12 protein-coding genes and 2 pseudogenes are annotated in these 23133 nt (G+C 73.4%); 11 read left to right on the top strand and 3 right to left on the bottom strand.

Annotation, left to right across the window (positions count from 1 at the left end; genetic code table 11):
* Positions 1-241: 241 nt before the first annotated feature.
* Complete coding sequence (locus ACQRUO_RS15790; RefSeq protein WP_428316534.1) at positions 242-1360, top strand: lipid II:glycine glycyltransferase FemX; 1119 nt, start codon at positions 242-244, stop codon at positions 1358-1360.
* Between the two features lie 96 nt (positions 1361-1456).
* The gene (locus ACQRUO_RS15785; protein ID WP_428316533.1) at positions 1457-2539 is read left to right on the top strand and encodes an alanine racemase; all 1083 of its coding nucleotides are present in this window, start codon (positions 1457-1459) and stop codon (positions 2537-2539) included.
* Between the two features lie 114 nt (positions 2540-2653).
* On the opposite strand, the gene ACQRUO_RS15780 is transcribed toward ACQRUO_RS15785, so the two are convergent.
* Both ACQRUO_RS15780 and ACQRUO_RS15775 read right to left on the bottom strand, forming a co-directional pair.
* The gene (locus ACQRUO_RS15780; RefSeq protein WP_428316532.1) at positions 2654-4219 is read right to left on the bottom strand and encodes a glycosyltransferase family 87 protein; all 1566 of its coding nucleotides are present in this window, start codon (positions 4217-4219) and stop codon (positions 2654-2656) included.
* A gap of 154 nt (positions 4220-4373) precedes the next feature.
* A complete protein-coding gene (locus tag ACQRUO_RS15775) occupies positions 4374-7169 on the bottom strand; it encodes a transglycosylase domain-containing protein (protein ID WP_428316531.1) in 2796 nt (931 codons plus the stop codon).
* A gap of 482 nt (positions 7170-7651) precedes the next feature.
* Here ACQRUO_RS15775 and ACQRUO_RS15770 point away from each other — a divergent pair, with 482 nt between their 5' ends.
* The 4 genes from ACQRUO_RS15770 to ACQRUO_RS15755 all read left to right on the top strand — a co-directional run bounded on the left by ACQRUO_RS15770 (position 7652) and on the right by ACQRUO_RS15755 (position 12641).
* Positions 7652-8335, top strand: a complete 684-nt coding sequence (locus ACQRUO_RS15770) for a PadR family transcriptional regulator (protein ID WP_428316530.1) — start codon at positions 7652-7654, stop codon at positions 8333-8335.
* A 135-nt stretch (positions 8336-8470) separates the two neighbouring features.
* The gene (locus ACQRUO_RS15765; RefSeq protein ID WP_428316529.1) at positions 8471-9553 is read left to right on the top strand and encodes an inositol-3-phosphate synthase; all 1083 of its coding nucleotides are present in this window, start codon (positions 8471-8473) and stop codon (positions 9551-9553) included.
* A 145-nt stretch (positions 9554-9698) separates the two neighbouring features.
* On the top strand, positions 9699-11012 hold the full coding sequence (locus ACQRUO_RS15760; protein ID WP_428316528.1) for an MFS transporter: 1314 nt from the start codon (positions 9699-9701) through the stop codon (positions 11010-11012).
* A gap of 126 nt (positions 11013-11138) precedes the next feature.
* The gene (locus ACQRUO_RS15755; RefSeq protein ID WP_428316527.1) at positions 11139-12641 is read left to right on the top strand and encodes an LppU/SCO3897 family protein; all 1503 of its coding nucleotides are present in this window, start codon (positions 11139-11141) and stop codon (positions 12639-12641) included.
* A gap of 103 nt (positions 12642-12744) precedes the next feature.
* Here the strand turns inward: ACQRUO_RS15755 and ACQRUO_RS15750 are convergent, their stop codons facing one another.
* The gene (locus tag ACQRUO_RS15750; RefSeq protein ID WP_428316561.1) at positions 12745-14181 is read right to left on the bottom strand and encodes a CCA tRNA nucleotidyltransferase; all 1437 of its coding nucleotides are present in this window, start codon (positions 14179-14181) and stop codon (positions 12745-12747) included.
* Positions 14182-14501: 320 nt separating this feature from the next.
* Between ACQRUO_RS15750 and ACQRUO_RS15745 the strand changes: the two genes are divergently transcribed.
* The 5 genes and pseudogenes from ACQRUO_RS15745 to ACQRUO_RS15725 form a co-directional block, all read left to right on the top strand.
* On the top strand, positions 14502-16910 hold the full coding sequence (locus ACQRUO_RS15745) for a hypothetical protein (RefSeq protein WP_428316526.1): 2409 nt from the start codon (positions 14502-14504) through the stop codon (positions 16908-16910).
* Between the two features lie 89 nt (positions 16911-16999).
* Positions 17000-19417, top strand: coding sequence for a murein biosynthesis integral membrane protein MurJ (gene murJ / locus ACQRUO_RS15740; protein ID WP_428316525.1), 2418 nt, complete (start codon positions 17000-17002; stop codon positions 19415-19417).
* A gap of 200 nt (positions 19418-19617) precedes the next feature.
* The gene (locus ACQRUO_RS15735) at positions 19618-21603 is read left to right on the top strand and encodes a protein kinase family protein (protein ID WP_428316524.1); all 1986 of its coding nucleotides are present in this window, start codon (positions 19618-19620) and stop codon (positions 21601-21603) included.
* 75 nt (positions 21604-21678) lie between these two features.
* A pseudogene (gene sigM / locus ACQRUO_RS15730) lies at positions 21679-22479 on the top strand (RNA polymerase sigma factor SigM); the annotation flags it as partial.
* Between the two features lie 170 nt (positions 22480-22649).
* Positions 22650-23133: pseudogene (locus ACQRUO_RS15725) on the top strand (hypothetical protein); the annotation flags it as partial.

The following is a 23133-nucleotide window of genomic DNA, read 5'->3' as shown; positions in this document are numbered from 1 at the left end:
GCGGATCGCCCGCCGGCTCGCAGCCGGCGCACGCGACGGCGCTCTCCCTGTGGAGAGCGCCGTTCACGGTCTTCCGGCACCAGCGGCCGGCAGAGCCCTAGGGTTCCGTCAGCGCGCCGCGCGCGGGCAGACAGAAACGGACCATTCGGGCGATAGGGTCACAGAGCCATAGATATTCGCCCACCGGCCCGGCACCACCGGGGCACCCCCACCACCAGCCACCCCAAGGAGCATCCCGAGCATGAGCCTGCGTCTGAGGACGATCACCCGTGAGGAGCACCTCGCCTTCCTGCGCACCCGGCCCTCGGCCAGCCACATGCAGGTGCCGGCCTGGGGTGAGGTGAAGTCGGAGTGGCGCAGCGAGTCGATCGGCTGGATCGACGCCTCCGGCGAGGTGGTCGGCGCGGGTCTGGTGCTCTACCGCCAGCTGCCCAAGCTCAAGCGGTACCTGGCCTACCTGCCCGAGGGGCCGGTGATCGACTGGTTCGACCCGGACCTGGAGCGCTGGCTGCGCCCGATGCTGGCGCACCTGAAGGCGCAGGGCGCGTTCTCGGTGAAGATGGGCCCGCCGGTGGTGATCCGCCGCTGGGAGTCGACCACCATCAAGGAGGCGGTCGGCGGCGGGCAGGCCAAGCGGCTGCGCGACATCGAGCCCGACTGGTACGAGCCGCACGCCTTCGACATCGCCGAGCGGCTGCGCCGCTCCGGCTGGCTGCAGGGCGAGGACGGCGGGGCCGGCTTCGGCGACGTGCAGCCGCGCTACGTCTTCCAGGTCCCGCTGGCCGGCCGCTCGCTGGACGACATCCAGCGCGGCTTCAACCAGCTGTGGCGGCGCAACATCAAGAAGGCGGAGAAGAGCGGCGTCGAGGTGGTCCAGGGCGGCTACGAGGACCTGGCGGTCTTCCACCGGCTCTACGTGGTCACCGCCGAGCGTGATCGTTTCACCCCGCGCCCGCTGGGCTACTTCCAGCGGATGTGGCAGGCGCTGAACTCCGAGGACCCGAACCGGATGCGGCTCTACCTGGCCTACCACGACGGCGAGCCGCTGGCCGCCACCACCATGCTCACGGTCGGCGAGCACGTCTGGTACTCCTACGGCGCCTCGGCCAACCACCGGCGCGAGGTGAAGCCCTCCAACGCGATCCAGTGGCGGATGATGCGCGACGCCTACGCGCTGGGCGCGGGCGTCTACGACCTGCGCGGGATCAGCGACACCCTGGAGGAGGACGACCCGCTCTTCGGCCTGATCCAGTTCAAGCTGGGCACCGGCGGCCAGGCCGCCGAGTACCTGGGCGAGTGGGACTTCCCGCTGAACCGGCTGCTGCACAAGGCCCTCGACCTCTACATGTCGCGGCGCTGACCCGGGCCGCGGGCGCGACGCCCGGGCGCCCCGAGCGCGCCGCCGCCCCGCACACCCCGGCACCCCGCACCGCCCCGCACCACCTCCGGAGCCCCGATGACCCTCTCGCTCTACGTCGACACCGACCGCTGGCGGACCCATCAGCGGACCCTGCTGGCCGAGTTCCCCGGCCTGGTGCCGGTCGCCAAGGGCAACGGCTACGGCTTCGGCCACCTGCGGCTGGCCCGCGAGGCGGCGCTGCTGGGCACCGGCGAGCTGGCGGTGGGCACCCCGGCGGAGGCCGCCGAGGTGCTGCGTGACGCCGAGGGGTGCGGCGGCTACCCGGGCGAGGTGCTGGTGCTGACCCCGTACCGGGCCGGCGAGCCGGCCCCGGAGCCGGCCGTGCCGGAGGCGCTCTGGGAGAAGCGGGTGCTGCGCACGGTCGGCAGCGTGGCGGCGCTCGGCGCGCTGACCGGCGGGCGGGCGGTGGTGGAGTGCCGCACCAGCATGCGCCGGCACGGCATCGCGCGCACCGAGCTCCCCGAGCTGGCCGCGGCGGCGCGGGCCGGCGGCGCCACCGTCGAGGGCTTCGCGCTGCACCTGCCGCTGGACCGCCCGGACCGCTCCGACCCGGTGGCCGAGGTGACCGACTGGGTGACGGCGATCGCCGCGGCCGGCCTGCCCACCGACCGGGTCTACCTGAGCCACCTGGGCTCGGCCGGCATCACCGCCCTGCGCGAGCACCACCCCGGCACCGAGTTCCGCTCCCGGATCGGCACCCGGCTCTGGCTCGGCGACGTGGGGGCGCTGACCGCCGCCGCCACCGTACTGGACGTGGCCGCGCTGCGCCGCGGCGAGCGGTACGGCTACCGCCAGCACCGGGCGCCCTCGGACGGGCACCTGCTGGTGCTCGCCGGCGGCACCGCGCACGGCATCGGCCTGGAGGCGCCGAAGTACGTCAAGGGCCTGCTGCCCCGGGCCAAGGGCATCGCCCGGGCCGGGCTGGCCACGCTGAACCGGAGCCTGTCACCGTTCCAGTGGCAGGGCCGCCAGCTCTGGTTCGCCGAGCCGCCGCACATGCAGGTGAGCATCGTCTTCCTGCCCGGCGGCACCGCCCCGCCCGCGGTGGGCGAGGAACTGCCGGTCACCGTGCGGCACACCACCACGCGCTTCGACCGGGTGGCGGACCGCTGCGGCTGACCCGGGCCCGCGGCCCGGGTCAGCGGCCCAGGTCAGCGGCCCAGGTCAGCATGGCCGGCCCGGCCCGGGCCGGCGCTCCGCCGGCGGCCTCGAACGCTCTCGGAGCCGGCGGCCTCAGGCGCTCTCGGACGAGGCGGCCGGCCGGGCGTCCACCACCTGCTGGTCCGGCACCAGCCAGTCGGCCGCGTCCACCGGCCCGGCGACCGCGGGCTGCTCCCACTGCAGCCGTCGGGCGGCGCCCAGCACGAAGACGTCCGGCGCCAGGTCGAGCACGCCGCCCGACGGGTCGTCACTACCGTCCCAGCGCACCGGGTCGTGCTCGGGGCGCAGGATGTCGCGCACCACCATGCCGGCCAGGTAGAGCGTGCCGGCCAGGTGCAGGATGATCGCGAAGTGGTACCAGTCCTGGCCGATGCCGTGCTGCTTGGGATCGCTGATGTAGTCCAGGTAGGACCAGATGCCGAAGAAGTACAGCACCTCGCAGGCCTGCCAGATCAGGAAGTCCCGCCAGCGCGGCCGGGCCAGCGCCGCCAGCGGGATCAGCCAGAGCACGTACTGCGGCGAGTACACCTTGTTGGTGACCACGAAGGCGGCCACCACCAGGAAGACCAGCTGGGCGAAGCGCGGCCGGCGCGGTGCGGACAGCGCCAGCCAGCCGACCGCCAGGCAACAGGCGACCAGCAGCGCGCCGATCCAGGTGTTGAGGCCGGCCAGCGACTCGTTCCGGTCCTGCATCAGGATCATCCAGAAGGACCCGAAGTCCTCCTTGCGGCTCTGGCTGAACCCGTAGAAGGTGGCCCAGCCGTCGAAGTTGGCGATCATGATCGGGACGTCCACCAGCAGCCAGGCGCCGACCGCGCCCAGCGCGGCCCGCCCGAACTCCTGCCAGCGGCCGCTGCGCCAGCAGAGCACCAGCAGCGGGCCGAGCAGCAGCAGCGGGTAGAACTTGGCGGCGGTGGCCAGGCCGATGAAGACGCCCGCGGCGACCGGCCGGCGGCCGGACCAGTAGGCCATCGCGACGGCGGTCAGCGCCACCGCGAGCAGGTCCCAGTTGATCGTGGCGTCCAGCGCCAGGCAGGGGGCCAGGGCGAAGAGCAGCGCGTCCCAGGGGCGGCGGCGGTGGGTGCGGGTCAGCGCGATCACCGTGACCACCGCGCAGACCAGCAGCATCCCGGCGTTCGCCATCCAGAACCACTGCTCGCGGTACTGGATCGTGCCGGCGGTCGGCGTCAGCCAGCTGGCGATCTGCATGAAGCCGCCGGTGAGCACCGGGTACTCCAGGTACTTCATGTCCGGCGTGGGCGAGGGCAGCATGTCCAGGTACGGGTAGAGCCCGTCGGAGAGGCCGCGCGCGGTGTAGAGGTGCGGGATGTCGCTGTAGCAGGCGTGGGTGTACTGCGCGGTGGCGCCGTAGAACCAGCCGCTGGTGTAGCAGGGCAGCTTCTGCACCATGCCGACGAGGTAGGTGAGCACGGTGGCGAGCGCCAGGAAGCGGGCCGGGACCCACCAGGAGACGCCGAGCAGCGCCCGTCGCCCGGGCGGACCGCCGAGCAGTTCGCTGCCGGCCGCGGCGACCGGGTCCTCGTCCGCGGGGACGACCACGGTGTTGGGCAGCGGGCCCTCGGCCGCCGCCGGCCCCGGATCGGCGGTGGGCGACTCGTCGCGCGTGCTGGACGTCATGGCGGACATACTGCCGCACGCGCCCTGATCGGACGAGGACCCCTCCCGCGGCCGCGCCCCGTGCCGCGAACGCCCGAGGGCGGCCCCGCTGCTGCGGGGCCGCCCTCGGAACGGCCGTGCGGGTGACCGGCCGGGGCCGGTCGGGTGACGCCGGTCAGCCGGTGGCCGCCGCGGTCGGGCCACCCGTCGCGGTCGCCGTCGGGGTGGTCCCACCGGCACCGCCGTTGCCACCGCCGCCGTTGCCGCGCCCCTTGGTCGGGGTCGAGGTCGGCGTGCTGGTGTCGGTCGGGCAGCTGCCGAACATGCCGCCGATGGTGCAGCCGCCGCCGGTGCCACCACCGTTGTTGCCGCCGCCGTTGCCGCCGGTGCTCTTGGTCGGGGTGGGCTGGCCGCCGCAGTCGATGCCGGGCAGGCAGGTCTCCGGACCGCCGGTGGGCGTCGGGGCCGTGGTGGTGGGCGCCGCGGTGGTCGGGGCCGCGGTGCTCGGGGAGGCGCTGGCCGAGGCCGAGGCCGAGGCGCTGGCCGAGGCGCTGGGCGACGGCGAGGCGGTGCTCGGCGCACCGGACTCGTCGACCTCGGTGTTCACCGGTGCCGGGGTCGGGAAGTCCTGCGGCTGGGTGCCGGCCAGCGCGGCCTGCATGTAGGTGGTCCAGATCTCGGTCGGCAGGGTACCGCCGGCGAACTCGTCGAAGCCGGCGGTACCGGTCAGCGACTGCAGACCCGCGTGGTTCGGGTCCTCGCGGAACATGGTGATCGCGGTGGTCAGCTGCGGGACGTAGCCGTCGAACCAGGCCGAGGTGCCCTTGTCGGTGGTACCGGTCTTGCCGGCCGCCGGGCGACCGAGCGCCTTGGCCTTGGTACCGGTGCCCTTCTGGACCACGTCCTGCAGCACGCTGGTGATGTTGTCGGCCACCGCCTGTTCGAGGACCGGCTTGGTGACCGGCTTGCTGATGGTGCTCAGCTGCCTGCCGCTGAACTCCACCTTGGTCACCGAGTAGACGTCCGTCTGCATGCCGCGGGCGGCGAAGACCGAGTAGCCGGCGGCCATCTGGATCGCGCTCGGGGTCGAGGTGCCGATCGCGAACGAGGCGGTGTTCTGGTTCGGCATCGAGTTCATGCTCAGGCCCATCTGGTTGGCCATCTTGGCCACGTTCGGACCGCCGACGTCCTCACCCAGCTGCACGAAGGGCACGTTGAACGAGTTGATCATCGCGTCGCGCAGCGTGACGTAGCCCTGCGGACCCTTCTCGTCGTTCTTCTGCTTGAACGGGGTGCCGTCCTGGTTGGTCACCAGCGAGCCGTCCGGCTTGCGGATGGTGCTCATGTCGTCGGCGTTGTAGCGGCTGTCCTCGTTGAGCTTCAGCGGCTTGCCGTCCGGCCCGGTCTGGGTCTGCAGGCCGACCTGCATCGCGGTGGCGAGCACGTAGGGCTTGAACGTCGAACCGACCGGGACACCGGCGGTGTCCGCGTTGTCGTTCCACTGGCCCTTGTCCATGCCGGGGCCGCCGTAGATGGCCACCAGCGCGCCGGTGGTCGGGTCCACCGAGGCCGCGCCGACCTGGACGAAGGTGTCGGTGTTGGGACGCTTCACCGGGTCCAGGTTCTGCTGGCTCACGGTGGCGACGGCCTGGGACAGCTTGTTGACCTTGTCCTTGTCGAAGGTGGTGTAGATCTTGTAGCCGCCGCGGGCCAGCGAGGCCTCGGTGATCGTCGGGTCCTTGGACTCGATGTAGCCGTTGACCTGCTGGACGATGTAGCCGACCTGCCCGTTCATGCTGCTGGAGGGCTGCTGCTTGATCGGCTCCGGCAGGCCGGCCTTCTCGCACTGGTCCATCTGGTCCTGGGTGATGGCCTTGGTGTGCACCATCTTGCCCAGGATCCACTCCCAGCGGCCGCTGGCCGGGTCGGTCGGGGTGCCGAACATCCGCTGGTGGTTGCCGGCGCTCAGCGAGGGGTCGTAGTAGCCGGCGCCCTTGAGCAGACCGGCCAGCATCGCCGACTGGCAGGGGGTCAGCTGGCTGGCGTCCACCCCGTAGTAGGCGCGGGCGGCCGCCTGGATGCCGGTGGCACCGCGGCCGAACCAGCTGGTGTTCAGGTAGCCGTCGAGGATGTCGTCCTTGGACATCTTCTGGTTGATCTTGAGCGTGATGAAGAACTCCTTGAGCTTTCGCGTCAAGGTCTGGCTCTGGGTCAGGTAGGCGTTCTTCACGTACTGCTGGGTGATCGTCGAACCGCCCTGGGTGGACTGGCCCGAGGCCATGTTGTACACCGCGCGTGCGATGCCCTTGGGGTCGATGCCGCTGTCGGTGCGGAAGGTCTCGTTCTCCGCCGCGATGACCGCGTTCTGGACGTTCGGGCTGATCTGGTCGATCGGGACGATCTGCCGGTTGGTGCTGCCGGTCCGGGCCATCTCACTGCCGTCGGACCAGTAGTAGATGTTGTTCTGGTCGTTGACCAGGGACTTGAGCTGCGGGACGTTCGTCATCGCGTACGCGGTGCCGACCGCGGCCACCCCACCGCCGAAGAACAGCAGGAAGAGCGAGAGCACCAGCTTCCAGGACGGCAGCCAGCGGCGCACCCCGCGCTTGCCGAAGCGCGGGTAGTCGATGAAGCGCTTCTTGCCCGGCGGCTTGCCACCGGCTCCGCGACCCCCCCGGCCCGGCCCCTCGGGGCCGCCGCCACCGGCACCACCGGCACCGCCGCCGCGGCCGCCGCGCTTCTGGGCCGCCTTGCGCATCTCGGCCCGGGTCATCCGCGGCTGCTGGGCGGTCTCCCGCACGGCCTGCGGGCCGCGACCGGCGGCCCGGTTCGGGCGGGGGCGCCCCGGCTGGTCGTAGCTGGGCGCACCCTCGGGCGGGTTGCCGTAGGCGTACGGGCGTTGGCCGCTCGATCGGCCGGGCGGCTCTTCGCCGCCGCCCGCGTTGGGCTGCCGGCGCCGGTGTTCGCTCATAGTCCAGTAACTCCTAGGCCAGGCACGAACGCCTGTAGGCGAGGGTCCACTTCCTATGCCCGCAACCGCCCTAGGCCCTGTTCAGGCCGCCGCCCCGGTGGTGGTCCTCGTGCACACGCGACAGCGTACGCATGCCTGATGAGGCATCAATCGGGCATATCGTCCCTAACTCCGCAAAAGCCCGGCAGATCATTACATGCCCGTTGCCAAGAAACCCCGAGTTGGCCTTGACGCCCGCTCGATCCCGGCTCGCGGAGCGCCGCCGGGACGGCCCGCCGGGCCGCGGTTCCGGCCGCCCGGGGGCCTCGATCGGGGACCCCATGACGGACATCTCGGACTCTTGTGATCACATTCACCCGTGCCCCTCTTGCCCCAATCGTGACCCAGGCCTATCGTTCTCGATATATCGAGTCGATACATCGCAGCGGCATAGCCGGTTGCGGGGTACCGCAGGGAGCAGGTCGGAAGGGAGGCCGGACCGCGTGAGCAGGCGCTCGGGAGTGCTGGAGTTCGCCGTCCTCGGCCTGCTGCACGACGCTCCGATGCACGGCTACGAGCTGCGCAAGCGGCTCAACGTGCTGCTCGGCTCGTTCCGCGCCTTCTCCTACGGCACGCTCTACCCCTGCCTGAAGAGCCTGGTCGCCCAGGGTTTCCTGGTGGAGGACAACCCGGACACCCAGTACGTGCCGGCCACCGCGCTCAACGGGAAGCGGTCGAAGATCGTCTACCGGCTCTCCCCGGAGGGCAAGGAGCGCTTCGAGGAGCTGCTCGCCGACTCCGGCCCGGACGCCTGGGAGGACGAGCACTTCGGGGTGCACTTCGCCTTCTTCGGCCAGACCGACAGAGCGGTCCGGATGCGCGTCCTGGAGGGGCGCCGCAGCCGGCTGGAGGAACGGCTGGAGCGGATGCGCAGCTCGATCGCCCGCACCCGTGAGCGGTTCGACGACTACACCCTCGAACTGCAACGGCACGGCTTGGAGTCGGTGGAGCGCGAGGTCCGCTGGCTGAACGAGCTGATCGAGACCGAGCGGACCAACCGGACCGGGCGGGTCACCGCCCCGCCGGGCAGAGCCGCGACAGCACAGTCTTCGGACGGCCGTGGCGACGAGGGCGGATCCCCCGATCCGCTCCGGCCACCGCACGACCGCCCGGGGCGCTCCGCCTAGGAGTGCCGCCGCCGCGTCTGCCCTGTGCCACGCGGCGGAAGTGGGCGCAGTGCGCCCGTCGATGAGTCAGATGAGAAGCAGGACGAGGGCCGCCGTCTCCGGTGGGCCTCACGAGATCACAGGGAGCAACCGGAAATGGGTTCGGTTCGCGTAGCCATCGTGGGCGTGGGCAACTGCGCCGCGTCGCTGGTGCAGGGTGTCGAGTACTACAAGGACGCCGACCCGGCCGGCAAGGTCCCCGGGCTGATGCACGTGCAGTTCGGCGAGTACCACGTCCGTGACGTGGAGTTCGTCGCCGCGTTCGACGTCGACGCCAAGAAGGTCGGCGAGGACCTGGCGCACGCCATCGGCGCCAGCGAGAACAACACCATCAAGATCTGCGACGTGCCGCCGACCGGCGTCACCGTCCAGCGCGGCCACACCCTCGACGGCCTCGGCAAGTACTACCGGGAGACCATCGAGGAGTCCGACGAGACCCCGGTCGACGTCGTCCAGATCCTCAAGGACCGCCAGGTCGACGTCCTGGTCTGCTACCTGCCGGTGGGTTCCGAGAACGCCGCCAAGTTCTACGCGCAGTGCGCCATCGACGCCAAGGTCGCCTTCGTGAACGCCCTGCCGGTGTTCATCGCGGGCACCAAGGAGTGGGCCGACAAGTTCACCGAGGCCGGTGTGCCGATCGTCGGTGACGACATCAAGTCGCAGGTCGGCGCCACCATCACGCACCGCGTGATGGCCAAGCTGTTCGAGGACCGCGGTGTCATCCTCGAGCGCACCATGCAGCTGAACGTCGGCGGCAACATGGACTTCAAGAACATGCTCGAGCGCGAGCGCCTGGAGTCCAAGAAGATCTCCAAGACCCAGGCCGTCACCTCGCAGATCAAGGACCGCGACCTGGGCGCCAAGAACGTCCACATCGGTCCCTCGGACTACGTGGCCTGGCTGGACGACCGCAAGTGGGCCTACGTCCGCCTCGAGGGCCGCGCCTTCGGTGACGTTCCGCTGAACCTGGAGTACAAGCTCGAGGTCTGGGACTCCCCGAACTCGGCCGGTGTGATCATCGACGCCGTGCGCGCCGCGAAGATCGCCAAGGACCGCGGCATCGGTGGCCCGATCCTCTCCGCGTCCTCCTACTTCATGAAGTCGCCGCCGGTGCAGTACTTCGACGACGAGGCCCGCGAGAACGTGGAGAAGTTCATCCGCGGCGAGGTCGAGCGCTGAGCGCAGCGAGGTTCGCGACTGTTCCAGCTGAGCGCTGAGCACTGAGCGCAGCGTTTCGCTGACCTGAGTTCCTGAGGCTCAGTCAGCCCCACGAAGGCCGATGTTTCACGTGAAACATCGGCCTTCGTCATGACACCCTGGCCTGGTGGCGATCACCCGTAGGCCGGCCCCGGCCACCAGCACCCCGCCCGCCGACCGGGCCACGCTGCGCGGACTGCTGCGCACCCGCGACTTCCGCCGACTGCTGACCGTCCGACTGCTCTCGCAGCTCTCCGACGGGGTCTTCCAGGTCTCGCTCGCCTCCTACGTGATCTTCTCCCCGGAGCGCCAGGCCTCCCCCGCGGACATCGCCTCGATGCTCGCGGTGCTGCTGCTGCCGTTCTCCGTGGTCGGCCCGTTCGCCGGGGTGCTGCTCGACCGCTGGCGCCGCCGCCAGGTGCTGCACCTGGGCAACCTGGCCCGCGCCGGCCTGGGTCTCGGCACCGCCGCGCTGCTGCTCGGCCACGCGCCCGAGTGGCTCTTCTTCGCCTCCGCGCTGCTGGTCACCGCGCTCAACCGGTTCATCCTGGCCGGCCTGTCCGCCGCGCTGCCCCGGGTGGTCTCCCCCGCCCAGCTGGTCACCGCCAACGCACTCTCCCCCACCGCCGGCACCGTGGCCGCGGCCTGCGGCGGCGGAGCCGGGTTCCTCGTCCACCAGGTGCTGCCGCCGGGCGCCACCGCCGACGCCGCCCTGGTCACGGTGGCCGCGCTGCTCTACCTCTCCGCCGCGCTGGCCGCGCAGCGGATGGCCCCCTCGCTGCTCGGCCCCGAGCACCATCCCGACCGCCCCGAGCTGCGCGCCGCCCTCGGCCGGGCCGGCCGCGACCTGCTGGACGCGCTGCGCCACCTGGCCCGGGACAGCCGGCCCGCGGTGTCCGCCCTGGCCGCGGTCACCGCGGCCAGGTTCTGCTACGGCGTACTGATCGTCACCGTGCTGATGCTCTCCCGCTACACCTTCAACCCGCCCACCGACACCCGGGCCGGGCTGGCCACCCTGGGCACCGCGCTCGGCTGCTCGGCGGTCGGCTTCTTCCTGGCCGCGGTGATCAGCCCGTGGTTCACCCGGCGGCTCGGGCTGACCCGGTGGATGGTGCTCTGCCTGGGGTCGGCGGCCCTCTTCGTCCCCGCGCTCGGGCTGCCGTTCGCCGAGGCGCCGGCGATGGCCGCCGCGCTGCTGCTCGGGGTGGTCACCCAGGGCAGCAAGATCTGCGCCGACACCATCGTCCAGGAGTCGGTCGCGGACGACTACCGCGGCCGCGTCTTCGCCCTCTACGACGTGCTCTTCAACGTCGCGTTCGTCGCCGCGGCCGGGGTCACCGCCCTGGTGCTGCCGCTGGACGGGCACTCGCCGGGCGTGCTGCTCGGGGTGGCCGCCGTCTACGCGGCGAGCGCGCTGCTCTACGCCCGGTGGCCGGCCTGACCGGGCCAGGTACCCCCGGGGCGTACGAATCGCTAGATTACCCAGGCACCATCGCGCCACCGCTGCTCCACCATCGCTCCACTTCCCGCCAGCCCTTGGCCGTCGCGCCGTTCCCGGAGAGCCGTTGTGAGCAATCCGCATCAGTCGCCGAACCCGTCCGACCCGAACGCCTCGGCCGAGGCACCGGAAGCCCAGCGCGACGCCCGCCCGGCCGACGAGGCCACGGTCGTCATACCCAAGGCGGACACACCGTCTGACGGACCGGCAGTCGAGGACGCGGTGCCGACCGCAGCCGCCGCCACCGGGGAGGCGCCCACCTCCTTCATGCTCGCCGCACCACTGGCTTCCGCCAAGGAGCCTGCGAAGGAGCCCGCCGCGGCGCCCGCCACCAAGGAGGCGCCCACCTCCTTCATGCTGGCCGCACCGCTCGCACCTGCCGAGGAGCCCGCGAAGGAGCCCGCCGCGGCCCCCGCCACCAAGGAGGCACCCACCTCCTTCATGCTCGCCGCACCCCTCGCACCCGCCGCCGACACCGAGCCCAAGGACGAGCCCCCGGCCGAACCCGCGGACCAGGCCCCCGGCAGCGAGCCCCCCGCCTCCGAGGCGCCGACCGCCGTCCTGCCCAAGGACGCCCCCACCGCCGTGCTGCCGACCGCACCGGAGCAGGCCCCCGCCGCCGAGCCTGCGGTCGCCGCCGCCCCCGTGCCCCCGGCCCCCACCATGCCGCCGCCCGTCTTCGCCACGCCGCCCGCCCCGCCGGTCGCCCCCGCGCCACCCACCGCCGCTCCGGTGTTCGCCGCCCCCGCCCCGCCGAACCCGTTCGCCGCCCCGACCCCGTCGGTGAGCTACGACTACGGCTACGGCTACCAGCCGGCGACCCCCGCCTGTCGGGTCTGCGGCGGCATGCCCGCCGTGGAGACCACGGTGCACGGGCACCAGGGCCTGGTCGTGGTGATGCGCTTCCTGCGCCAGCCCGGCCCCTACTGCCGGGTCTGCGGCACCGCGACGGTCCGCCACCTGTCCCAGTACACGCTGCTGCGCGGCTGGTGGGCCTACCTGTCGCCGCTCTTCACGCTGATCGCGCTGCTGCGCACCCGCTCCGCCTACCAGAAGATCCGCCGGCTGCCCGAGCCCGTCCCGGGCACCCACGGCCCGCAGCTCGACCCGGGCAAGCCGCTGACCAAGCGCGGCGCGATCTGGATGCTGCTGCTGCCGGTGGCCGCGCTGGTCACCGCGATCACCCTGCCGGTAGTGCTGCTCGCCGGCGGCAGCGGTGGCGACACGGTGGCCGGCACCTCGGTGCTCAAGGCGAACGGCGGCGACTGCCTGAGCAACTTCAAGGGCGTGGCCACCCAGGCCGAGACCGGCCCCGACGTGGTGGTGGTGCCCTGCACCGACAAGCACGCCCAGTACCAGGTGCTCGGCCGCGTCGTCAGCATGGACGACCCGGCGAACGCCTGCTCCCTGTACCCGGCCGCCACCTCCTGGTACCAGCACAAGGACGCGTCCGACAGCTTCGTGCTCTGCCTGGCCGCCAACACCCCGGGCGCCGCGCCCACCCCCGGCAGCACGCCGGACGACACCTCGGGCGGCAGCACCCCCACCGGCTCCTCGGGCTCCAGCGTCTGACCGGGCCGGGCCGCACCCGCAACGCGAGGGGGCTCCCGGGCGTGCCGCCCGGGAGCCCCCCGCGTCCTGTCGTCCTCGCCTCCGTGCGCCTTCGCGCCGGCGGTCAGGCCCCCTGCTCCCGGGCCCACCACTCGTGCAGCGCCGCCACCGCCTGCTCGTGCTCCATCGGGCCGACCTCCAGGCGCAGCTCCAGCATGTGCTTGTAGGCCTTGCCGACCACCGGCCCGGGCTTGAGCCCGAGCAGCTCCATGATCTGGTTGCCGTCCAGCGCGGGCCGGATCGCGTCCAGCTCCTCCTGCGCCTTCAGCTGGTCGATCCGCTCCTCCAGGCCGTCGTAGGTGCGCGAGAGGTTGGCGGCCTTCTTCTTGTTCCGGGTGGTGCAGTCGGAACGGGTGAGCTTGTGCAGGCGCTCCAGCAGCGGGCCGGCGTCGGTGACGTAGCGGCGCACCGCGGAGTCGGTCCACTCGCCGCCGCCGTACCCGTGGAACCGCAGGTGCAGCTCCACCAGCCGGGAGACGTCGTCGATCAGCTCCTTGGAGTACTTCAGCTCCCGCATCCGCTTGCGGGTCATCTTCGCGCCGACCATCTCGTGGTGGTGGAAGGAGACCCGACCGTCCGACTCGAAGCGGCGGGTGCGCGGCTTGCCGATGTCGTGCAGCAGCGCGGCCAGCCGCAGCGTGAGGTCGGGGCCGTCCTGCTCCAGGTCGATGGCCTGCTCCAGGACGGTGAGCGAGTGCTCGTAGACGTCCTTGTGCCGGTGGTGCTCGTCCTCGGTCAGCCGCAGGGCGGGCAGCTCGGGCAGCACGTGGTCGGCCAGGCCGGTGTCGACCAGCAGCCGCAGGCCCTTCACCGGGTGCTTGGCCAGCAGCAGCTTGTTCAGCTCGGCCTGCACCCGCTCGGCCGAGACGATGGTGATCCGCTCGGCCATCCCGGTCATCGCCGTGACCACCTCGGGGGCCGGGGTGAAGTCCAGCTGGGCGGCGAAGCGGGCGGCGCGCATCATCCGCAGCGGGTCGTCGGAGAAGGACTCCTCCGGGGTGGCGGGGGTGCGCAGCACCCGGGCCTCCAGGTCGTCCAGCCCGTGGTGCGGGTCGACGAACCCGCGCCCGGGCAGGTCGACCGCCATCGCGTTGACCGTGAAGTCGCGGCGCACCAAGTCCTGCTCGATGGTGTCGCCGAAGGTCACCTCGGGCTTGCGCGAGCTGCGGTCGTAGGCCTCGCTGCGGTAGGTGGTGATCTCGATCAGGAAGCTGCCGTCGGGCGTGTCCTTGCGGGCGCCGACGGTGCCGAAGGCGATCCCGACCTCCCAGACCGCGTCGGCCCAGCCCCTGACCAGTTTGAGCACCTGCCCGGGCCGGGCGTCGGTGGTGAAGTCCAGGTCGTTGCCGAGCCGGCCGAGCAGCGCGTCCCGCACCGAGCCGCCGACCAGGGCCAGCCGGAAGCCGGCCGCCTGGAACCGGCGGGCGATCTCGTCCGCGACCGGCGAGACCCGCAGCAGCTCCTGCAGTCCCAGCGTCTGGGCCTGGCTCAGGCCGGGCAGCGCGGTGACCGCGGCTGGGGCGGCGGAGCCCGGAACGGGGAGGGCGGGGGGACGGCTGGCGGCGGACTCATTGGCGTTGGACACGGCACACAAGGGTACGTGCCCCGGCCGCCGCACTGCCGCCCCCTTTTTCAGCGCACTCTCATGCGCCCCGTACCCCGGCCCCACTTCCCGGCCCGCAACACTGGGATGCGGCCGGCGTCGTTACCATGCCGGTGGGACTGCTGGTCCGCTGCGGGTGCGAGCCCGAGCCGCGTGTCGTCGCGGCTGCGCGGACCGGGGCGAAGACGACCGCGATCAGAACGGCGAGGACGAAGCGCGTGGGCGAGCCAGCACGGCACACCGAGGGCCTCGATCGGCCCCGTCCGGTCACCCGGCGACTGCCCCGGGCCCTGCGCTCGACCACCCTGCTCGCCGGTGCGCTCGCCCTGCTCGGCACCGCCATCGGCCCGGCCGCGGCCGCCGGCGGGACCCCGCCCGACTACGCCACCGTCTCGCCGGACTTCCCGGTCGCGGTCTCCGTCTCGGCCGTCCAGCAGCCCGGTGCGGCCGCCGGCGACCCGCTGACGGTGAGCGGCACCATCACCAACACCGGCCAGAGCCGGCTCAAGGGCGCCCAGGTGGGCCTGGAGCTGGGCCAGGGCAAGTCTCCGCTGCGCAGTCGCAGCGCGATCGCCGCACTGACCACCCGCACCGACCCGGACAGCGCCGACGGCCAGCCGCTGCCGGCCCCGGTGGCGAACCTGGGCGACCTGGCCCCGGGCGCCAGCGTCTCGTTCACCCTGCCGCAGGTGTCGCAGGCGGACCTGAAGCTGCCGCAGGCGGACGTCTACGAGCTCGCGGTGGCCGTCCAGGCCGGCACCGACGACGACTCGACCCCGCACCAGGTGGGGATCGGCCGCACCCTGCTGCCGTACTTCCCGAGCGGCACCCCCGACACCCAGCCGACCCAGGTGGCCACGCTCTGGCCGCTCACCCACGCCCCCGAGCTGGTCGCCCAGACCATGCCGGACCAGGACCAGAACCAGAACCAGATCCCGGTGCTGCGCGACGACAGCCTGGCGGGCGAGCTGCAGCCGAACGGGCGGCTCGGCAAGCTGCTCGACATCGGCTCCAACATCCCCGGCCTGACCTGGGTGATCGACCCCGACCTGCTGGACGCGGTCTACGCGATGACCAAGCCCTACCGGGTCCAGCTGCCCGGCAAGAGCGGCGACACGGCCCAGAGCAGCACCACGACCGCGGGCACCGGGCAGGCGGTGGCCAGCAAGTGGCTGGACCAGCTGCGCGAGGCGGTGACCAAGAACGGCGACGAGGTGGTGGCGCTGCCCTACGGCGACCCCGACCTGGCCTCCATCGCGCACAACGGCGGCAACCTGCCCGGGGTGAACACCGTGCTGGCCAAGGCCCAGCAGGCCGGCCAGCTGACCGTCGAGGGCCGGCTCTCGGTGGACCCGCAGGACGACGTCGCCTGGCCCTACCAGGGCTACCTGGACCAGCCCACCGCGCAGGTCGCCCAGCAGCTCGGCGGCTCCCGGGTGATCGTCAGCAGCGCCAGCGTGACCGACCCGCGCTCGCTCAACTACACGCCGAACGCCGCCCGGCCGCTGCCGAACGGCCAGACCGCCGTGGTGGCCGACAGCACCATCGCGGACGTGCTGCAGTCCTACGACCCGAGCGTGCCCGGCGCCAGGTCGGCGGCCGAGCAGCGACTGCTCGCCGAGACCCTGGCGGTCACCCGGGAGCGCCCCAACAGCCAGCGGACCCTGGTGGTGATGCCGCCGCGCACGCTCTCCGCGGACACCGCGCAGCTGATCGCGGACACCCTGGCGAAGGCGCAGAACCAGTGGCTCACCTCGGTCTCGCTGGACACCGTCACCAACACCGCGCCCGACCCCGGCACCGCCGGCACCACGATCCCCGGCGACGGCTACCCGAGCACGCTGCGCTCCGGCGAGCTGCCCTCGGACGGCTTCGCCAAGGTCGCCCAGACCCAGCAGGAGATGGAGCTGCTGCTGCGGATCCTCACCGCCCCCAGCCGGGTCAGCAGCCCGTTCGGCGCCGCGATGCTGCGTTCGGTCTCCACCGCCTGGCGCGGCAACGAGCCGACCGGGACGCAGTACCGCAAGGACATGGAGAAGTACCTGACCGAGCTGCAGAACGCGGTCAGCATCCCGGTCAAGAGCAGCAAGATCACGCTTGCGGGTGATTCCGGGCTGATCCAGGTCAGCGTCCGCAACGACCTGACCCAGCCGGTGACCAACCTGCAGCTGCACCTGACGTCCAGCCAGCCCTACCGGCTCAACGTCAGCAAGCAGCAGGACATCATGCTCAACGCGGCGCAGAGCGCCTCGCCCAAGTTCCTCGCCCAGGCGCAGGGCAACGGCCCGGTCCAGATGACCGCGCAGCTGTGGACCACCGGCCCGGACGCGCAGCCGTACGGCGAGGAGCGGAAGTTCACCGTCGAGGTCAGCCAGGTGCCCAACGGGGTCTGGTGGGTGGTCGGGGCCGGCACCGCGCTGGTGCTGCTGGCCGGGCTGCGGTTCTTCCTGCAGCGCCGCAAGCGCAAGGGCGAGCCGGACGAGGACCCGGACGCGCCGCTGACCGACCCGGACGGCCCGCAGGACCCGGCCGCGGCGGCCACCGGACCGGAGGCCGCGGAGCCGGGGACGAATCCGGACGAACCGGATGGCCGACCGACGCCGGAAGGGGCTGCGGCGCACCCCTAGCGGACGGCGTCGAAAGCCGGGATCGGGTCCGCTGTGATGAGACAGTAGGTCTCGGCGAGACGGCCGGATCCGACCAGCGATGAGGTGGCATGACCGAGCGGAGCAAGGCGGTCCCCCCTGCCGGGCAGCAGGGGAAGGCACCGCGCAACGGCGACGATCGCGCACCGGCCTCGGCAGCCGCGGCAGCGGCCGACGAATCCGACTGGTACCTCACCGAGACCTTCGCCCGCGACCCGTTCGCCGCCGACGCCTACGCCGCCGCGGACGGGTCCGACCCCTACGACCAGTTCGCCGACCCCGAGCCGGCCGCGCCCGTCCCGCCGCCCGCGCCCCGGGCCGGAGCCGGTGCCAGAACCGGGGCCGGGTCCGGGTCCGGGTCCGATGCCGCGGACGGCGCGGACCCGCTGCCCGCGCAGCCCCGGGAGCACGCCGAACCGCCGGCCGAACCGCTCCTCGCCGAGCCGGTGGTCCCCGCCTCCCGCTGGGCGCGCGCCACCGCCCGGCTGCGGGCCGCCGCCGACCCGGCGCCCGAGCCCGCCGCCGACCCGGAGGGCGCCGAGTTCCTGGGGGTGGACGCGCTGCTCGCCCCGCCCGCCGCCGCCGGCACCACCGCGGTGGCCACCGCCCCGGAGCGGTCCGGCCTCCCGGTGATCGAGTTCGACCCGCCGCTCACCGCTGAGGAGGCCGAGCTGCAGCGCCCGGTGCCGACCGGTCCCGGGAAGCCGGGCGGCCGGGCGGGCGACCGGGACGACGAAGGCCGCGCGGGCACCGCCGCCGACCAGGACGGCGAGGACGCCGAGGACCCCGAGGACCCCGGGGAGCCGGGCGGGCCCGGGGGCCCGGGGTCACCGGCGGGCGGCGTGGCCAAGGTCGCGAGCCTGCTGAACTCCAGCGCCGTCATGGCCGCCGGCACCCTGGTCTCCCGGGCCACCGGGTTCCTGCGCACCATGGTGATCGCCGCCGCGATCGGCGTCGGCACCATGGGCGACTCCTACTCCGCCGCCAACACCCTGCCCACCCTGCTCTACATCCTGATCGGCGGCGGCGCGCTCAACGCGGTCTTCGTCCCGCAGCTGGTCCGCAGCATGAAGCAGGACGAGGACGGCGGCACCGCCTACGCCAACCGGCTGCTCACCCTGGTGATGACCGGTCTGGCCGGTGTGGTCTTCGTCGCCGTGCTGGCCGCCCCACTGCTCGTGCAGCTGATCTCGCACTCGCTGATGAGCGGCACCGCCAGCGCCGACACCACGGTGGCACTGGCCCGCTACTGCCTGCCGACCATCTTCTTCATGGGCGTGCACGTGGTGATGGGTCAGATCCTCAACGCCCGCGGCCGGTTCGGCGCCATGATGTGGACGCCGGTGCTCAACAACGTCGTGGTGATCTTCACCTTCGCGATGTACCTGTGGGTCTTCGGCACCTTCCAGCACAGCCGGGTGACCCCGGCGACCGTCAGCCCGGAGGGCCTGCGGCTGCTCGGCATCGGCACCCTGCTGGGCCTGGCCGTGCAGGCGCTGGCGATGGTCCCGTACCTGCGGGCCGCCGACTTCCGGTTCCGGCCGCGCTTCGACTGGCGCGGGCACGGCCTGGGCAAGGCGGCCCGGCTCGCCAAGTGGACCTTCCTCTTCGTGCTGGCCAACCAGGCCGGCTACCTGGTGGTCACCCAGCTGGCCACCGCGGCCGGCGGCCGGGCGGCCGCGGCCGGCCACCTGGGCGTGGGCCTGGCCGCCTACTCCAACGCCCTGCTGATCTGGCAGCTGCCGATGGCGGTGATCACCGTCTCGGTGATGAGCGCGGTGCTGCCCCGGCTCGCCCGCTCGGCCGCCGACGGCGACGCCGGGGCGGTGCGCGACGACCTCTCCTACGGGCTGCGCACCTCGGCGGTGGCGATCGTGCCCGCCGCCTTCCTCTTCCTGGCCCTCGGCCCGCAGATCGGCGGCGCCATCTACGGCCTGGGCAACGGCGGCAGCGCCGCCCACGGGACCACGGCGGTCGGCTTCATGCTCTCCGCCTTCGCGCTCGGCCTGATCCCCTACTCGGTCCAGTACGTGCTGCTGCGCGGCTTCTACGCCTACGAGGACACCCGCACCCCGTTCTCCAACACCGTCTGGGTCGCCGTCACCCAGGCCGCCAGCGCGCTGCTCTGCTACCTGCTGCTGCCGGCCCAGTGGGCGGTGACCGGGATGGCGCTGGGCTACGGCGCCTCCTACCTGGTGGGCGTGCTGGTGGCGGTGCCCAAGCTCAAGCAGCGGATCGGCGGGCTGGACACCGGACGGATCGCCAAGACCTACGTCCGGCTGGCCATCGCCTGCCTGCCCGCCGCCCTGACCGGTTTCGTGGTCGCGCTGCTGGTCGGCGACCTGGTCGGCGGCTGGTTCGGCAGCGTGCTCGCCGTGCTGCTGGCCGGTGCGGGGCAGTTGACGGTCTTCCTGACGCTGGCCCGACGGATGCGGATCGAGGAACTCAACGCGGTGCTCGGCATGGTCCGTACCCGACTGGGCCACTGACCTGGCATCAGTTTGTCCACCTACTGAGCGGAACGGGCCTCGGCGGAACCGGATGGCCGCGTAAGCGGTCGTACTCCGGTGGGAAGAGTGGGCACAATTGTCTCGAACGACTTGGTCTGCAGACCCGGGTCTTCGCCTGCCCGCTTCCCGGGCTCGGCGGGGGCGCCGCACCGGGCGCTACAAGGGGAGGCTGGACGACGGTGGCTGATCGCACCAAGGATCGCGCCGAGGCAGTCGTCGACCGCGGCGCCGCCCGGCACCCGGCCCGACCGCCCGCCAAGGCCGCCGGCCCGCCGGCCGCCGGGGCTCCCGACGAGACGGCCGGCGAGGCGACCGGCGAGGCGACCGGCGAGATCACCGCGCCGCTCTCCGCCGCCGAGATCGCGGCCGAGCTGGCCGACCGGCCGGCCCCCGAGAGCAGCCCGGAGCCGGGCGGCATCGACGGCGCGTCGGCGGCCACCCAGGTGCTGCCCGCCCCGGGCGGCGCGGAGACCACCATGGAGCTCGGCGCCAAGCCCGCCGGGGGCACGCCGGACGGCGACGACGACACCGCGGACCCGGCAGACCCGGCAGACCCGCGCCCCGAGCACCTCCCGGTGCCGGACCGCGCGCTCGGCGACACCATCGCCGACCGCTACCGGCTCGAGGAGTGCATCTCCCGCTCCGAGGTGTTCAGCAGCTGGCGCGCCGTGGACGAGAAGCTGCGCCGCGCGGTGGGCGTGCACCTGCTCGCGGCCGGCAGCCGGCGGGCGGCTGCCGTGCTCGCCGCGGCCCGCTCGGCGGCCCTGCTCGGCGACCCGCGCTTCGTGCAGGTGCTGGACGCGGTGGAGGAGGGCGAGCTGGTCTACGTGATCCGCGAGTGGCTGCCCGGCGCCACCGACCTGGCCACCCTGTTCGCGGACGGCCCGTTCACCCCGTACGAGGCCTACCAGCTGGTCCGTCAGGTCAGCGATGCGGTCGCCGCCGCCCATCAGAGCGGCCGTGCCCATCTGCGGCTGACCCCGCGCTGCGTGCTGCGCACCGACACCGGCCAGTACCGGATCAACGGCGTCGCGGTGGACGCGGCGCTGCGCGGGCTGCCCGACCAGGACGCCGAACTGGCCGACACCCGGGCGATCGGCACCCTGCTCTACGCGGCGCTGACCCACCGCTGGCCGCACCCCGAGGACCGTTACGGCCTGACCGGCCTGCCCGCGGACAGCGGGCTGCCCGCCCCGATGGCGCTGCGCGGCGACGTGCACCCGGGGCTGGCCGAGCTGGCCGTGCGGGCCCTGGGCGCCCCGCCGCCGCACCGGGGGACGCCGATCGGCAGCCCGGCCGCGCTGGCCAAGGAGGTCGCCAAGCTGCCCCGGATCCGCCAGCCCGAGCAGGCCACCGCGGTGCTGGAGCGACCGGTCCCGCGCTACCCCGCTCCGGACCGGGCCGCCGCGGACCGCGGCGCCGCCCAGCGCACCCAGGCGCTGCGACCGGTGGCGCCCGGCCACGGGCACGGCCCCGGCCACGGGCACCTCACCGGTGTCGCCCCGCACCTGACGGGCGCGCCCGGCCCCGCCCCCCGCCGCCGGCCGCGCCGGGCCGTCCGGGTGCTGAAGTGGACGGTCTCGGTGGTGCTGCTGGCGGCCATCGGCTACGGCTCCTGGCAGGTGGCCGGCCAGCTCGGTGCCGGCAGCGACAAGCAGGTGGTCGGCGGCGGCACCGCCAGCACCTCGGCCGCCGCGAGCACCTCCCCGGCGCCCGGCCCCACCCCGCTGCCGATCCGCACCATCCAGTCGTTCAACCCGTTCGGCAGCGGGCCGATGCACACCAACCTGCTCTCCCAGATCAACAGCGGCGCCCCGGGCGCCGCCTGGTCGACGGACGGCTACTACCAGGACCTGAGCACCATCGGGCACGGCACCGGCCTGCTGGTCGACCTCGGCTCGGCCCAGCCGGTCGGCTCGGTGGCGGTCCAGTTCATCGGCGGCACCACCGCCGAGCTGCACGTGCCCAGCGCCGCGGGCGACACGGCTCCGACCCAGTTCTCCGACTTCGGCGCGCCGGTGGCCAACGGCAACGGGGAGTCGGTCCAGTTCGCCCTCGGCTCCCCGGTCACCACCCGCTTCCTCTTGATCTGGCTGACCAGCCTCCCCAAGGATGGGAGCGGCAGTTACCGCGGCCAGGTGAGCAGCATCAAGGTCACCGGCTGACCCCGGCAGCCGGCCGTCCCCGGGCGGCCCGCGACCGAGGTCGCTGCGCCGCGCCGCACACCGAGGGGCAGGCAGATGGCAGGACCGGCACGACCAACGCCGCCCGGCAGTGGGGAGGCGACCGACCACGGCGGCTCCGGCGCCACGGCCGCCGAACCGAGCGACACCGAGCCGAGCGACACCGAGCTGCTGGCCCGGCACGTCGCCGGTGACCGGACGGCCTTCGAGCTGCTGGTGCGCCGCCACCGGGACCGCCTGTGGGCCGTCGCGGTGCGCACCCTCGGCGACCGGGAGGAGGCCGCCGACGCCCTGCAGGACGCCCTGGTCTCGGCGCTGCGCGCGGCGCACACCTTCCAGGGGCGCTCCGCCGTCACCACCTGGCTGCACCGGATCGTGGTCAACGCGTGCCTGGACCGAGGGCGGCGGGTCACCAGCCGGCGCACCGACCCGCTGGGCGACGAGCCGGGGCGGTTGGACTCACTGGTCCCGCCGGCCGAGCCCACCGAGGCGCTGGTGATCCGGCACGAGGTGCGGCGCGAGGTGGCCGCCGCGCTGGCCGAGCTGCCGGCCGACCAGCGGGCCGCCCTGGTGCTGGTGGACATGCAGGGCTACCCGGTGGCCGAGGCCGCCGAGGTGCTCGGGGTCCCGGTCGGCACGGTGAAGAGCCGCTGCGCCCGCGGCCGGGCCCGGCTGCTGCCGCTGGTGCGCCACCTGCGGCAGGCGGACGAGCCGCCGCCGGGCGGGGGCGCCGGGGGCACCGTTTCACGTGAAACACAGCCACGTGGAACACAGCCGCGTGGAACACCGCCACGTGGAACAGAGCCGCGTGGAACAGAGCCGCGTGGAACGCGACCGCATGGAACGGAGGCAGGTGGCGCAGCGCCCCGTGGCCCCGAGGCGCGCGAAGCACCGCCGGGTGGCACCCCGCCGCCGGAGCCGGCAGCCGACGCACCACCGGGGAACCGGTCGGGCACCCGCTCCGTCCCATCCCGGGGCCCCAGCACCCCCGCGCCGCAGCCGAGCCTGGAAGGAGGCACGACGACCCGATGACGAACCAGCCGTCCGAGCCCGCCGAGTCGGCGTCGCCCGTTCCCCACCCGGCCGGCGATCACCTCGGCACCGACCACCCCAGCACCGACCAGCTCGCCGACCTCCACGAGGAGCTGCTCCCCGCCGCCGAGGCCGCCGCGCTCCACGACCACCTGGCCGGCTGCGCCGAGTGCGCCGACACCTTCGCCGCGTTCGACGAACTCACCGAGCTGCTCGCCGGCGACCCGGTCCCGCCCATGCCGGCCACCGTCGCGGACCGGCTCGACGCCGCCCTGCGCGCCGCGCTCGCCGAACCGCCGGCCACCGGGAGCACCGCACCCACCCCCCAGCCGGCCTCCCAGTCCACCCCCCGGCCGACGGCACCGACCGGCACCCCGGCGCCCGCCCGGCACCTTGCCGGCACCGGTCCTGCCGCCGCTCCCGGTCCCGCCGCCGGCCCGCCCGGTCGCGCCGACCGTGGCACGGGCCCCGGCCGCACCC

The organism is Kitasatospora sp. LaBMicrA B282 (assembly GCF_050325825.1).
Lineage (GTDB): Bacteria > Actinomycetota > Actinomycetes > Streptomycetales > Streptomycetaceae > Kitasatospora.
This window is presented reverse-complemented; position numbering and strand designations above follow the sequence as displayed.

What these genes read in the sequence shown, in the direction of transcription:
- ACQRUO_RS15765 (WP_428316529.1), top strand. Translation starts at nt 8,471, where the DNA reads ATGGGTTCGGTTCGCGTAGCCATCGTGGGCGTGGGCAACTGCGCCGCG.
- murJ (WP_428316525.1), top strand. Translation starts at nt 17,000, where the DNA reads ATGACCGAGCGGAGCAAGGCGGTCCCCCCTGCCGGGCAGCAGGGGAAG.
- ACQRUO_RS15775 (WP_428316531.1), bottom strand. Translation starts at nt 7,169, where the DNA reads ATGAGCGAACACCGGCGCCGGCAGCCCAACGCGGGCGGCGGCGAAGAG.
- ACQRUO_RS15785 (WP_428316533.1), top strand. Translation starts at nt 1,457, where the DNA reads ATGACCCTCTCGCTCTACGTCGACACCGACCGCTGGCGGACCCATCAG.
- ACQRUO_RS15780 (WP_428316532.1), bottom strand. Translation starts at nt 4,219, where the DNA reads ATGACGTCCAGCACGCGCGACGAGTCGCCCACCGCCGATCCGGGGCCG.
- ACQRUO_RS15790 (WP_428316534.1), top strand. Translation starts at nt 242, where the DNA reads ATGAGCCTGCGTCTGAGGACGATCACCCGTGAGGAGCACCTCGCCTTC.